At 53.7% G+C, this 13,202-nt stretch carries 11 protein-coding genes; all 11 read right to left on the bottom strand.

Annotation, left to right across the window (positions count from 1 at the left end):
• Positions 1 to 1,083 (bottom strand): phospho-N-acetylmuramoyl-pentapeptide-transferase, encoded by a 1,083-nt coding sequence (gene mraY, locus ACIPDS_RS18110; RefSeq protein WP_106925400.1) that lies wholly within the window; start codon positions 1,081 to 1,083, stop codon positions 1 to 3.
• The gene (gene murF / locus ACIPDS_RS18105; RefSeq protein WP_400738759.1) at positions 1,077 to 2,435 is read right to left on the bottom strand and encodes a UDP-N-acetylmuramoyl-tripeptide--D-alanyl-D-alanine ligase; all 1,359 of its coding nucleotides are present in this window, start codon (positions 2,433 to 2,435) and stop codon (positions 1,077 to 1,079) included. The genes mraY and murF overlap by 7 nt, the downstream gene beginning before the upstream one ends.
• The gene (gene murE / locus ACIPDS_RS18100) at positions 2,432 to 3,919 is read right to left on the bottom strand and encodes a UDP-N-acetylmuramoyl-L-alanyl-D-glutamate--2,6-diaminopimelate ligase (protein WP_400738757.1); all 1,488 of its coding nucleotides are present in this window, start codon (positions 3,917 to 3,919) and stop codon (positions 2,432 to 2,434) included. The genes murF and murE overlap by 4 nt, the downstream gene beginning before the upstream one ends.
• Positions 3,906 to 5,675, bottom strand: coding sequence for a peptidoglycan glycosyltransferase FtsI (locus ACIPDS_RS18095; protein WP_166516337.1), 1,770 nt, complete (start codon positions 5,673 to 5,675; stop codon positions 3,906 to 3,908). The genes murE and ACIPDS_RS18095 overlap by 14 nt, the downstream gene beginning before the upstream one ends.
• A 15-nt stretch (positions 5,676 to 5,690) precedes the next feature.
• On the bottom strand, positions 5,691 to 6,056 hold the full coding sequence (gene ftsL, locus ACIPDS_RS18090; RefSeq protein WP_400738755.1) for a cell division protein FtsL: 366 nt from the start codon (positions 6,054 to 6,056) through the stop codon (positions 5,691 to 5,693).
• Positions 6,053 to 6,994 (bottom strand): 16S rRNA (cytosine(1402)-N(4))-methyltransferase RsmH, encoded by a 942-nt coding sequence (rsmH, locus tag ACIPDS_RS18085; protein WP_400738753.1) that lies wholly within the window; start codon positions 6,992 to 6,994, stop codon positions 6,053 to 6,055. The genes ftsL and rsmH overlap by 4 nt, the downstream gene beginning before the upstream one ends.
• 1 nt (position 6,995) lies before the next feature.
• Positions 6,996 to 7,454 (bottom strand): division/cell wall cluster transcriptional repressor MraZ, encoded by a 459-nt coding sequence (gene mraZ / locus ACIPDS_RS18080; RefSeq protein WP_166516500.1) that lies wholly within the window; start codon positions 7,452 to 7,454, stop codon positions 6,996 to 6,998.
• A 592-nt stretch (positions 7,455 to 8,046) separates the two neighbouring features.
• Positions 8,047 to 9,051, bottom strand: coding sequence for a catabolite repressor/activator (cra, locus tag ACIPDS_RS18075; RefSeq protein ID WP_166516340.1), 1,005 nt, complete (start codon positions 9,049 to 9,051; stop codon positions 8,047 to 8,049).
• A gap of 249 nt (positions 9,052 to 9,300) precedes the next feature.
• Entirely contained in the window at positions 9,301 to 9,792 is a 492-nt protein-coding gene (gene ilvN, locus ACIPDS_RS18070; RefSeq protein WP_061282266.1) for an acetolactate synthase small subunit, read from the bottom strand.
• A 2-nt stretch (positions 9,793 to 9,794) separates the two neighbouring features.
• Complete coding sequence (ilvI, locus tag ACIPDS_RS18065) at positions 9,795 to 11,519, bottom strand: acetolactate synthase 3 large subunit (protein WP_400738750.1); 1,725 nt, start codon at positions 11,517 to 11,519, stop codon at positions 9,795 to 9,797.
• Positions 11,520 to 11,907: 388 nt separating this feature from the next.
• Positions 11,908 to 12,879: a transcriptional regulator LeuO gene (leuO, locus tag ACIPDS_RS18060; RefSeq protein WP_166516342.1), complete on the bottom strand. Its 972-nt coding sequence runs from the start codon at positions 12,877 to 12,879 to the stop codon at positions 11,908 to 11,910.
• Positions 12,880 to 13,202 lie beyond the last annotated feature (323 nt).

Below are 13,202 nucleotides of genomic sequence, written 5' to 3'. Positions count from 1 at the left end.
TTAACGTACCTTCAGCGTTGCCAGGCCAATCAGCACCAGCATCAGCGAAATAATCCAGAAGCGCACGATAACGCGCGGTTCCGGCCAGCCTTTCAGTTCATAGTGGTGATGAATCGGTGCCATACGGAAGATGCGCTGACCGCGCAGCTTGAAGGAGCCGACCTGCAAAATAACCGACAGGGTCTCCACCACGAAAACGCCGCCCATGATGACCAACAGGAATTCCTGACGCAGCAGCACGGCAATAATGCCCAGCGCACCGCCGAGTGCCAGAGAACCCACGTCGCCCATAAAGACCTGCGCCGGATAGGTGTTGAACCACAGGAAGCCCAGACCCGCGCCGACAATCGCCGTACAGACAATCACCAGTTCCCCCGCATGACGCAGGTAAGGAATGTGCAGGTAGCTCGCGAAGTTCATGTTGCCGGTCGCCCATGCCACCAGCGCAAAGCCCGCTGCCACAAACACGGTTGGCATGATAGCCAGGCCGTCGAGGCCATCGGTCAGGTTCACCGCATTACCGGTACCGACAATCACGAAATAGGCCAGCAGGATGTAGAACAGCCCCAGCTGCGGCATCACGTCTTTGAAGAACGGCACCACCAGCTCAGTCGCCGGGGTATCTTTACCGGCAAGATACAGCGCAAAGGCGACGCCTAGCGCAATCACCGACATCCAGAAATATTTCCAGCGGGCAATCAGACCTTTGGTGTCTTTGCGCACCACTTTGCGGTAATCGTCGACAAAACCAATAATGCCGTAGCCGATAAGCACCGTCAGCACGCACCAGACGTACGGGTTAGAAGGGTAAGCCCACAACAGCACGGAAACGGTAATGGCGGTGAGGATCATGATCCCGCCCATCGTTGGGGTGCCGCGTTTACTGAAGTGTGATTCTGGGCCGTCGTTACGGACAACCTGACCAAAAGACATTTTTTGCAAGCGGGCGATCATGCGCGGGCCCATCCACAAAGAGATGAACAGCGCGGTCAGCAGGCTGACGATGGCGCGAAACGTCAGATAAGAAAAGACGTTAAAGCCAGAATAATATTTGACCAAATGTTCGGCCAGCCATACTAACATGTCCCGTTCTCCTGTAATGCGCGTACAACCTGTTCCATGGCGGCACTGCGTGATCCTTTCACCAGAATGGTGATAGTTTTGTGTTCTTTAATCAGAGTGTTAAGGCGAGCAATTGCCGAGGACTTCTCGGTGAAATGCTCCCCTGCCCCGCTCGCCGCGCTGATGGCCTGGCTTAATGTGCCGACGCTCAGTACCCGGTCGATGCCCGCGGCTTTAGCCGCCGCACCCACCTGAATATGACAGGCTTCACTTTCAGCCCCCAGCTCTGCCATGTCGCCCACTACCAGCACGCGGTAGCCCGGCATTTCAGACAACACCTGCACCGCCGCGGTCATTGACCCAACGTTCGCGTTGTAAGAGTCGTCCAGCAGCAGCTGAGTTTCCGACAGGTGGATTGGGAACAGACGCCCCGGTACGGCTTGCAGTTGCGCAAGTCCGGCTTTCACCGCGTTTAAGTCAGCGCCAACCGCCGTTGCCAGCGACGTTGCCGCCAGCGCATTGGCGATATTGTGACGGCCCGGCAGCGGCAGAATCACGTCAATGCTGCCTTTTGGCGTGTGAAGCGTAAATTCGGTGCCCTGCCCGGTGATACGCACGTCTGAGGCGCTAAAATCACTGTCCGCCGCATTCGGCGAAAAGCGCCACACGGTACGGTCACCGATAATCTGCTGCCAGTTGGCCCAGTCGTTATTGTCCGCATTCAGAATGGCGATACCGTCTTGCGGCAGGCCGCTGAAAATCTCACCCTTCGCTTTTGCCACGCCCGCAAGCGATCCAAAACCTTCCAGATGCGCTGCCGCCAGGTTGTTGACCAGCGCCGCTTCCGGGCGGGTGAGCCCCACGGTCCAGGCAATTTCGCCCTGGTGGTTTGCGCCCAGTTCAATCACCGCAAACTGATGTTCCGGCGTCAGGCGCAGCAATGTCATCGGTACGCCAATGTCATTGTTAAGATTGCCTGCGGTATAAAGCGTGTTGCCGCACTGGGCCAGAATGGCGGCGGTCATCTCTTTTACCGAGGTTTTGCCAGAGGAACCGGTCAGCGCTACAACGCGCGCAGGAACCTGTTGACGAACCCAGGCTGCCAGCTCGCCAAAGGCCAGACGGGTATCGCTGACCACCAGCTGCGGCAGGTCGATATCCAGCTTACGGCTGACTAACAGCGCACCCGCGCAGTTATCCTTAGCGGTTTGCGCAAAGTCATGCGCATCAAAACGTTCGCCTTTGAGCGCCACAAACAGGCAACCCGCGGTGATTTTGCGGGTGTCGGTGGTGACCTCTTCAATCAGCAGATCGTTGCCCACAAGCTCAGCGTTGAGTACGCCGGAGAGTTGGCTTAGCGTTACGCCAATCATGCCACTGCTCCCAGCAGACGCGCTGCGGTGATACGGTCTGAGTAATCCAGACGGCGGTTACCCACTATCTGATAATCTTCATGGCCTTTACCGGCCAGCAGCACAACGTCATTCGGTTTGGCCTGCATGATGGCGTTGGTCACCGCTTCCGCGCGGCCTTCCATCACCTTCACGTGCCCGGCGTCAATCATGCCAGCCAGAATATCGTTGATGATCGCACGAGGTTCTTCGGTACGCGGGTTGTCATCGGTGACCACCACCACGTCGGAGAACTCTTCGGCAATCGCGCCCATTAGCGGGCGTTTGCCTTTATCCCGGTCGCCGCCGCAGCCAAAGACGCACCACAGCTTACCGGCACAGTGCAGACGCGCGGCCTGTAAGGCTTTTTCCAGCGCATCGGGGGTGTGTGCGTAATCAACAACCACGGTCGGTTTGCCCGGCGCCGCGAAAACTTCCATACGCCCGCACACCGGCTGCAAACGCGCAGCGGTTTTCAGCAGGTCAGCCAGCGGGTAACCCAGCGCCAGCAGCGTTGCCAGCGCCAGCAGCAGGTTGCTGACGTTAAATGCGCCCATCAGGCGGCTTTCAATCTCGCCTTCGCCCCAGGTGGAGCCGAAACGAATGGTCGCGCCGCTATCGTGATAATCCACGCCGATGGCTTTCAGCCAGCGACCGTGGCAGTTCGGATTGATATGATCTTCCATCGACACCGCAACGGCATCCGGCAGACGGGCCAACCAGCGGCGGCCCACTTCATCATCGGCGTTAACAATCGCCTGGCCGCAGTGGTGAGTTGAATACAGCAGCCATTTTGCGGCTTCGTAATGCTCCATATCACCGTGGTAATCCAGGTGATCGCGGCTGAGATTGGTAAACACGGAAGCCGCAAATTTAAGTGCCGCCACGCGGTGTTGTACCAGGCCGTGGGAAGAGACTTCCATCGCCGCCATCGTCGCGCCTTGCGCAACCAGACCCGCCAGCACGTGCTGAACGTCAACCGCTGAACCGGTGGTGTTCTCGGTCGGGATAACTTTGTCCAGAAGACCGTTGCCGACGGTGCCCATGACCGCGCTGGTTTCGCCCAGCAGCTGGCACCACTGTGCAATCAGCTGCGTGGTGGTGGTTTTACCATTGGTGCCAGTAACGCCAATCAGGCGCAGGCTGTCCGAAGGTTCACGGTAAAAACGCCCGGCCAGTGCCGATAAACGTTCGTTCAATTGACTGAGGTAAATAACCGGCACACCGTGAATCTCACGGATTTCACCGTCGGTCGCTTCATCTTTTGCCTCGGCTACAATTGCCGCGACGCCTTGCGCAATTGCCTGCGGGATATAACGACGCCCGTCCGCCTGATGACCCACTACAGCTACGAACAGATCGCCCGATGCAGCCACACGGCTGTCGAGCGTCATCTCCCGCAGTACTCGCTCCGGTGCATTAGGCACCCACGGAGCAAGAAGGTCGCGCAAATTACGATCTGCCACCTGATCCCTCGCCTTGATTTGTTACTAAATCATTTTTGTCGCCCGTTGCCAGCGCGTCCGGTTCAATGTTCATCGTGCGCAGTACACCGCCCATGATGGCCCCAAAGACCGGCGCGGAAACGGCGCCGCCGTAGTATTTACCCGCCTGCGGGTCGTTGATGACCACTACCAGCGCAAAACGCGGCTGGCTGGCTGGCGCAACGCCTGCGGTGTAAGCAATATATTTGTTGATGTAGCGCCCATCAGGGCCCACTTTTTTCGCCGTACCGGTTTTAATCGCAATACGGTAGCCTTTAATCGCCGCCTTCACGCCGCCGCCACCGGGCAGCGCGACGCTTTCCATCATGTGCACGACGGAGCGAACGGTAGCTTCCGGGAAGATACGCTCGCCGGGAACCGGCGGATCAACTTTGGTAATAGACAGCGGACGATAGACGCCGTAGCTGCCAATCGTTGCGTAGACTCGCGCTAACTGTAACGGGGTTACCATTAGCCCATAGCCGAAAGAGAAGGTGGCCCTCTCTATGTCAGACCACCGTTGTTTTTGAGGATATAAGCCACTGCGTTCTCCGACCAACCCCAAATTGGTCGCTTTTCCCAGCCCAAAACGTGAGTAAGTATCTACTAACGCTGAGGACGGCATCGCTAACGCCAGCTTGGAAACACCAACGTTACTCGACTTCTGTAGAACCCCGGTCAGGGTTAATTCGCTGTAGCGCGCCACGTCTTTGATTTCGTGACCGTTAATTCGATAAGGGATGGTGTTGAGTACGGTATTTTCACGCACTACGCCGCGCTGTAAGGCGGTCATCACCACCATTGGTTTCACCGTGGAGCCCGGTTCGAACACGTCGGTGATCGCGCGGTTACGCATGGTGTCCTTCGCCGTACCGGTGAAGTTGTTCGGGTTGTAGGACGGGCTGTTGGCCATCGCCAGCACTTCGCCAGTGTTGACATCAACCAGCACGGCGCTACCGGATTCCGCCTTGTTAAAGGCCACGGCGTTATTCAGCTCACGATAGACCAGCGCCTGTAAGCGTTCATCAATGCTCAACGCCAGATTATGCGCGGCCTGGCTGTCCGTTGAAGAGATATCTTCAATAACCCGGCCATAGCGGTCTTTACGAACAATACGTTCACCAGGCTGACCGGTGAGCCACTTGTCAAAGCTCTTCTCAACCCCTTCGATGCCCTGACTGTCGACGTTAGTAAAGCCAATCAAGTGAGCGGTTACTTCGCCGGAAGGATAGTAGCGACGGGATTCTTCGCGCAGGTAAATCCCCGGCAGCTTCAGTTTTTTGATGTAGTCTGCCATGTCAGGGTTAACCTGACGTGCCAGATAGATAAAGCGCATGCGTGGATTGGTGTTAATGCGTGAAGCAAGCTGGTCGAGCGGCATGTTCAGCGCATCGGCCAGCGCTTTCCAGCGGTTGTTTAGTACCACTCCGCCCGCTTCGTGCAGCTCTTTCGGATCGGCCCAGATAGCTTTTACCGGAACGCTTACCGCCAGCGGACGACCGGAACGGTCGGTGATTAAGCCACGGGAGGTTGATACCTCCTGCACGCGCAACGAACGCATGTCGCCCTGACGCACCAGCATGTCGGGGGCGATGATCTGCAACCACGCCACGCGTCCAAGCAAGAAGCCGAGTGCAATCAGAATACAGCCGCAAAGCAACGCAAAACGCCAACTGATAAAGTTGGCTTGTTCTTCCTGACGTTTCGGTTTAAGCGTCTTTTTTGCCGCTGGTTTCATGCGTTGCAATAATCCTTATTTTTGAACAACAATGTTTTCTTTTGATGGATCAACATGTTGCATTTGCAACTTTTCAGTAGCGATACGTTCGACACGGCTATGATCGCCAAGAGCATTCTCTTCTAAGATCAGGTTTCGCCATTCGATATCTAACGCATCGCGCTCCAGTACCAACTGTTCACGTTGGGCTGTTAACAGGCGAGTATGGTGAGCGGTTGTCACCACCGTTACCGCCGTCACAATGATGCAAATGAACAGACAGAGTGGCAGCTTCCCGTGTTGCAAAAGGTCGTCGCGAATAACGCCAGGCAAGGCATGACGTTCGCTGTTTCCTAACGACCCGGTCACTTTGCTTAGGGCTTCTGTCACTCTGCCGATCATGCGTTCGTCCTTTCTGCAATACGCAGCACTGAACTACGAGCTCGTGGATTCTCAGCCACTTCTTGTTCGCCCGGCATCAACTTGCCTAGCGCTCGTAAATGACGGCCACCCAGTTTCCTGAGTTGCTCTTCAGTCATCGGAATTCCAGCCGGAACCTGTGGACCGCGGCTCTGTTCGCGCATGAAGCGTTTCACAATGCGGTCTTCCAGCGAATGGAAGCTGATGATTGACAGCCGCCCACCCGGGGCCAGCACGCCAAGCGAGCTTTTTAGCGCTTGCTCTATCTCCTCCAGCTCACTGTTCACCCAAATACGCACCGCCTGGAAGGTACGGGTTGCGGGGTGTTTGAATTTGTCTTTTACCGGCATCGCAGCGGCAATGACTTCAGCCAGCTCTTTGGTGCGCGTCATCGGCTCAATACGGTTGCGATCCACGATGGCGCGCGCAATGCGTTTGCCAAAACGTTCTTCGCCGAAGGTTTTAATCACCCAGGCAATATCCGCTTCTTCTGCCGTTTGCAGCCATTCGGCCGCCGACTGACCGCGAGTGGGATCCATACGCATATCCAGCGGGCCATCACGCATAAACGAGAAGCCGCGTTCGGCGTCATCAAGCTGCGGAGAGGAAACGCCAAGATCGAGTAGAATGCCGTCGATCTTGCCGACAAGATCGCGCTCGGCCACATAATCCGCCAGCGCGGAGAAAGGTCCATGCACGATGGAAAAACGCGGATCGTCGATAGTTTTCGCTACCGCAATCGCTTCGGGATCGCGGTCGATCGCGATAAGACGTCCCTGCTCGCCAAGCTGCGAGAGGATAAGACGCGAGTGACCACCACGGCCAAATGTGCCATCAATATAGATACCGTCAGGACGAATATTCAGACCGTTTACGGCCTCGTCCAGCAGTACCGAAGTATGTTTAAAGTTTTCCATCATTTTATAAGGACAAATCCTGCAATCGCTCCGACAGCTCCCCTGAAGCAGATTGCTCAGCGTCGATATCTTCCTTGACCCGTTGATACCAGGCCGTTTCATCCCACAGCTCAAATTTATTGAACTGCCCGACCAGCATCACTTCTTTGGTCAATCCGGCGTGTTGCCGTAAAACCGGCGCAATCAATAATCGCCCCGCACTATCCATCTGACATTCACTGGCATGTCCTAACAGCAGCCGTTGCACACGGCGCTCGGCGGGGTTCATGCTCGACAGACGCGATAGTTTTTGTTCGATAATTTCCCATTCAGGTAACGGATAAAGCAGCAGGCAGGGGTGATGGATGTCAATGGTGCAAACCATTTGACCGGTAGCGCTCTCGACAAGCTGGTCCCGATATCGGACAGGGACGGCTAAACGCCCTTTGCTGTCAAGATTGACTAACGTTGCCCCCCGGAACATGCCAGCCTCTCCCCTTATCACCACTTTACCCCACAAATTCCCACTTCAAGGAGTTTACGGAGCAGAGGAAAAGCTTGTCAAGCCAGCATCAATGCCAACGGAGTCCAAAAAACCACTATTTGCGGCCAATATTAGCCATGATTAAAAATTATCCAACCTACGAGGCAAATTAACGTCATGAATCCCCGCAAGAAAAATACAGGCTGATTCACATCACGTTAACGTGACGAAATATCTTCAAAAGAATTTATAAAGTGTCAGTTTGCGACGCGAGCGGCATTTTAGGACATTATGCGGTTGGTTAACAGTCCTTGTGGCGAGCCCCGGCAAGGAATTCGCGAGCGACAGGCTGCGCATTCTGGTAGGTGACTGGAGAAGTGTTTGTTATTTCGGCAATCCGCCGGGCAAATGTAACAAAATAATACACAAACAATATATTTTTACTTTATCTTCACATTAATAAACAACAAAACGCTCATTTCGGCGCAATTAAATAGAGGGCTAATAAAAATTAAGGAATTATCTGAATATCCTCAAGGAAATAATGCTTAAAAGGATGAAGGAAATATCATGTACCTTCATCCTTTCGCGTTTATCGACGGCTGAGGCTGCCGCGATGGTAAAGATTACGGCGAATACGGCTCAGGCCAGGTTTTGGCTTGCGCGGTTCATCGAGGCTTGCCAGCACAATTTCAAGCACGCGCTCCGCGACATCGCGGTGGCGCTGGGCCACGGCCAGTACGGGGCACTGTAAGAAGTCGAGCAACTCGTTATCGCCAAAGGTGGCAATCGCCAAATCGGTCGGCAGCTTACCTTCACGGCGCAGCGTGACGTCCATTACCCCTTGTAATAGCGCAAATGAGGTCGTGAACAGCGCCTGCGGCATAGGATGAGTTTCAAGCCATTTCTCAAACAGCGCCGCCGCGGCTTCGCGTTCATAGCTATTGGCATAGAGGAAATGCACTTCGCGCGGATCGTCTTTCCAGGCCGTGCGGAAACCCTGCTCGCGCAGATAGCTGACCGACAGCTCCGGCAACGCACCAAGATAAAGCACCGTTTCAGCCGGGAAGGTACGCAACTCAGCGGCCAGCATTTCGGCATCGTCCTGATCGGCGCCAACGACGCTGGTGAAGTGTTCACGGTCGAGCGCACGGTCAAGCGCGACAATCGGGAATGCGTCATTCGCCCAGCGCTGGTAGAACGGATGTTCCGGCGGGAGAGAGGTGGAAACAATAATGGCATCGACCTGACGTTGCAGCAGATGCTCTATACAACGCATTTCGTTATCCGGCTGATCCTCAGAACAGGCGATCAGCAGCTGATAACCTCGCTGACGGGCCTGACGCTCAAGGTAGTTGGCGATGCGCGTATAGCTGGTATTTTCCAGATCCGGGATCACTAATCCGATGGAACGCGTACGTCCTGCACGCAGGCCTGCGGCAACCGCATTAGGATGGTAGTTGTGCTCGCGCACCACGGCCATCACTTTTTCGACAGTCTTGTCGCTGACACGGTACTGCTTCGCTTTGCCGTTAATCACATAGCTGGCGGTGGTTCGGGAAACACCGGCAAGCCGGGCGATCTCATCCAGTTTCACAATTGCCCCTTGCTTTATAAGTATAATCCGTAACATCTAAGCGCAGAATGATCGCATCGGCAATAGCTTTTCATCGCACTTATTGCTGATTTCGCAAAAAAAAGCCCGACGTTGGGTCAGGCTACGATAAAGCGATGAGTTATAGGCCGGATAAGCAAAGCACTATCCGGCAGAACCCTGCAAGTTGCCGGATGGCGCTTTGCTTATCCGGCCTACTGTTCATGATGACGAATTCAGGCCGAGACGCGATTAGCGCATAATCTTGTCGCCACGCGACAATCCCACGACGCCTGAGCGTGCCACTTCCACAATTCGGGCAACGTCACGCAGTGAGGCCAGGAATGCGTCCAGCTTATCACTGGTGCCCACCAGTTGTACGGTATAAAGCGATGGCGTCACATCAATAATCTGCCCGCGGAATATTTCCGTGTTACGTTTGACCTCATCGCGACCATAACCGCTGGCCTGAACCTTCACCAGCATGATTTCTCGCTCGACGTGACCACCTTGCCCAAGTTCGGTGACGCGCAGCACATCAACCAGCTTGTGAAGCTGCTTTTCGATTTGCTCAATGGTTTTCTCATCGCCGACCGTCTGAATGGTCATGCGCGATAGCGTGGGATCGTCAGTGGGTGCGACGGTCAGGCTTTCAATGTTATAGCCACGTTGTGAGAAAAGCCCAATCACGCGCGAAAGCGCGCCAGACTCATTTTCCAGCAGTACCGATAATATCCGACGCATAATCAGGTTCTCTCCGTTTTACTCAGCCACATCTCGTCCATCGCCCCACCCCGGATATGCATCGGGTAGACATGTTCGCTTCCATCCACGCAAACATCGACAAACACCAGCCGATTGTTGCGCACCTGCTCCAGCGCCTGAGTTAGCTTGCTCTCAAGCTCAGAAGGTTCGGTGATACGGATCCCCACATGGCCATAGGCCTCAGCCAGACGGACAAAGTCCGGCAGCGACTGCATATACGATTGGGAGTGTCGGCCGGAGTAAATCATGTCCTGCCACTGTTTCACCATCCCGAGGTAGCCGTTGTTCAGGTTGAGCACCAGCACCGGCAGATTATATTGCAGCGCGGTCGACAGCTCCTGGATATTCATCTGAATGCTGCCATCGCCCGTGACGCAGACCACCGTCTCATCCGGCAGCGCCATCTTTACGCCCAGCGCCGCAGGCAAACCGAAGCCCATGGTGCCCAGCCCGCCGGAGTTAATCCATCGGCGTGGCTTATCGAAGGGATAATACAGCGCGGCAAACATTTGATGCTGCCCGACATCAGAGGTGACGTAGGCATCGCCGTGGGTCAATTTCCAGACGGCTTCCACCACCGCCTGCGGCTTAATCTTGTCACTTTGGGTGTCATACTTAAGGCACTGACGGGCCCGCCACTGCTCTATTTGCTGCCACCAGTCGCGAATATCATCAAGCGGTTGGGCGGCACGCTCTTGATCCAACAGCTCCAGCATTTGATCCAATACCAGGCCGGCATCCCCCACGATCGGAATATCAGCAGGCACCGTTTTCGAGATCGACGTAGGATCGATATCAATATGCAGTACCGTGGCATTCGGGCAGTACTTCGCCAGGTTATTGGTAGTGCGATCGTCAAAGCGGACGCCGACCGCGAAGATCACATCGGAGTGATGCATGGTCATGTTTGCTTCGTAAGTGCCATGCATCCCCAACATGCCTAGCGCCTGACGATGCGTAGCCGGGAAGGCTCCCAACCCCATTAATGAAGAGGTGACCGGTAAATTGAGTTTTTCAATGAGTACACGCAGCTGTGCGTGACATTCGGCGTTCACTACCCCGCCGCCCACATATACCACCGGTTTTTTCGCCGCGATAAGCGTTTGCAGCGCGCGCTTAATCTGCCCTTTGTGTCCGGTTGTTGTTGGGTTATAAGAACGCATGCTGACCGAATCAGGCCAGACGTATGGCAGCTTGTTCGCGGGGTTAAGGATATCTTTTGGCAGATCAACCACGACCGGCCCCGGGCGACCGCTGGCAGCCAGCCAAAACGCTTTTTTCAGCACACCGGGAATATCTTCAGTGTTTTTAACCAGGAAGCTGTGTTTCACGACCGGGCGCGAAACCCCAACCATGTCGCACTCCTGGAAGGCATCGTAGCCAATCAGCGACGTCGCCACCTGGCCTGATAGCACCACCAGCGGGATAGAGTCCATATAGGCTGTCGCAATCCCGGTAATGGCGTTGGTCGCCCCCGGCCCCGAGGTGACGAGCACCACCCCGACCTCCCCGGTTGCGCGCGCCAGGCCGTCGGCCATATGTACCGCGGCTTGCTCATGACGCACCAGCACATGGTCAATACCGCCGACCGTATGCAGCGCGTCATAAATATCGAGAACCGCGCCTCCCGGATAGCCAAATACCTGCTTCACGCCCTGATCGATTAACGATCGGACGACCATCTCGGCTCCAGACAACATCTCCATGGTTTGCCTCCAGGCTTAATCTTCTTGATGACGGGGAATTCATTTTCCCGAGGTCATGTGCTGACGGCGAAGGGTTTCCACCGACGCGAAATTATCAATAACGAACTAACATAACCGCTCGCCACGAGGCAGGCAATTCGCACATCCGCAGTAGATGCCGTACTAAAAAGAGGAAAAATAAGGAGAAAAGGGAAAATAATGGAAGATTACTTCAGCGATAAGAAAAGGAGAGCGTAGATACTCGGGTGAAACTGATGATTACAGGCAAACCTGTAATTTTTGACTTTATCGCCGGGCGAACCGGCGATAAACAACAGAATAATATTTTATATTTCTAACGATTTACAAAATAAATATGACATTAATACAGACTAACTATCGATACGAATTACTGCTGACGACACGCGTTAATCAGCAGTTCTTCCATCCATTGATGGCCTTTATCTCGCCCTGCGGCTTCATGCCATGAAAGGTAGCAGGTACGACTGTTAAGTTTCATTGGCAGCGGTAATACTTGCAGACCTAACTGCTCGGAGAACTCTTCTGCCAGACGGCGTGGAGCAATAGCCACTAAATGAGTTTGGGAAACAACATTCAGTACGCTTATTAATGCCATCCCTTGATAGGCAATTCGGCTTTGTTTATCGACCGAGTCATACCACGGCTGGCTAAATGACGCATAGCGGTCGAGGGAAACAACGGCATGTTCTTCCTGATAAACAACCGCTTCAGTGACCGGCCCATTAATGCGCGGGTGTTTCTTACTCGCCACCAGCACCATTTCGTCATTAAATAATGGCACGCACGCGAACTCAGGACGACGGAACTCTTCATAGCCAAGAACAAATTCAATTTCCTGGTAACGAAGCTGATGTTCTGTATTTTGATTTAAGGAGGACTTAAACACCATGTGAATATGTGGCGCTACTTCATTCACCTTATTGAGGATAATTGATGTCAGGTAATTATCCAATGGACTACAAACGCAGATATTAAATACGCGCTCGCTGCTCAGCGGTTCAAAGCCCGAGCCCGGCAGCTCATTCTGGACTAACTGCAACGCCTGGCGCACTGAGCCAAACAGCTGGAACGCCCGCGCTGTCGGCTGAATACCACGGCCATAACGAACAAACAATTCATCATTAAACATCACTTTTAAACGCGCAACAGCGTTACTCACTGCTGGCTGTGACATGCCAAGGATATGGGCGGCACGCGTGATATTTTGCTCCTGCATCACCGCATCAAATACGGTAAGCAAATTTAAATCGACCATCCGAAGCTGCGGTTTAGTTCCTTCATTAGCGGATACACGCTGTTGCCCTGAGGCGTTAATTACGCTTTCAGATTCCACTGTCATACAAAACTCCCTTTGCAAAATCGCAGAAATATATTGTGGCTATATGATTTACCATGCATATAAGATCCAAAAAAGAGGAACCAATAAAAATAGGAATATATAAAGATGCAAAATGCAGCTTCTGTAGGACAAAAGTTGCTCTTATTTATATAACCAAGTTGATTGGACGCAGTTTACCCATAGATCACGCGAATACACAACATGCCTAAAGTGGACACTTCTTTTTAAGATTTATTAAAATGTATTTTTTAAAACTTAATTTAAATTAACATTTTCTTATCAGAGATACGCTTTATTTATCTACAACACTCAACAACAAAAGC

This window comes from Kluyvera sp. NPDC087067 (assembly GCF_044745165.1).
Lineage (GTDB): Bacteria > Pseudomonadota > Gammaproteobacteria > Enterobacterales > Enterobacteriaceae > Kluyvera.
The sequence above is the reverse complement of the archived record's forward strand: the minus strand, read 5'-3'. Positions and strand labels throughout refer to the sequence as shown.

Bases quoted from the DNA above. Each gene is read 5' to 3' on its own strand.
- mraZ (WP_166516500.1), bottom strand. From the start codon at position 7,454: ATGTTCCGGGGGGCAACGTTAGTCAATCTTGACAGCAAAGGGCGTTTA.
- rsmH (WP_400738753.1), bottom strand. From the start codon at position 6,994: ATGATGGAAAACTTTAAACATACTTCGGTACTGCTGGACGAGGCCGTA.
- ilvN (WP_061282266.1), bottom strand. From the start codon at position 9,792: ATGCGTCGGATATTATCGGTACTGCTGGAAAATGAGTCTGGCGCGCTT.
- murF (WP_400738759.1), bottom strand. From the start codon at position 2,435: ATGATTGGCGTAACGCTAAGCCAACTCTCCGGCGTACTCAACGCTGAG.
- ilvI (WP_400738750.1), bottom strand. From the start codon at position 11,519: ATGGAGATGTTGTCTGGAGCCGAGATGGTCGTCCGATCGTTAATCGAT.
- ACIPDS_RS18095 (WP_166516337.1), bottom strand. From the start codon at position 5,675: ATGAAACCAGCGGCAAAAAAGACGCTTAAACCGAAACGTCAGGAAGAA.
- ftsL (WP_400738755.1), bottom strand. From the start codon at position 6,056: ATGATCGGCAGAGTGACAGAAGCCCTAAGCAAAGTGACCGGGTCGTTA.
- mraY (WP_106925400.1), bottom strand. From the start codon at position 1,083: ATGTTAGTATGGCTGGCCGAACATTTGGTCAAATATTATTCTGGCTTT.
- leuO (WP_166516342.1), bottom strand. From the start codon at position 12,879: ATGACAGTGGAATCTGAAAGCGTAATTAACGCCTCAGGGCAACAGCGT.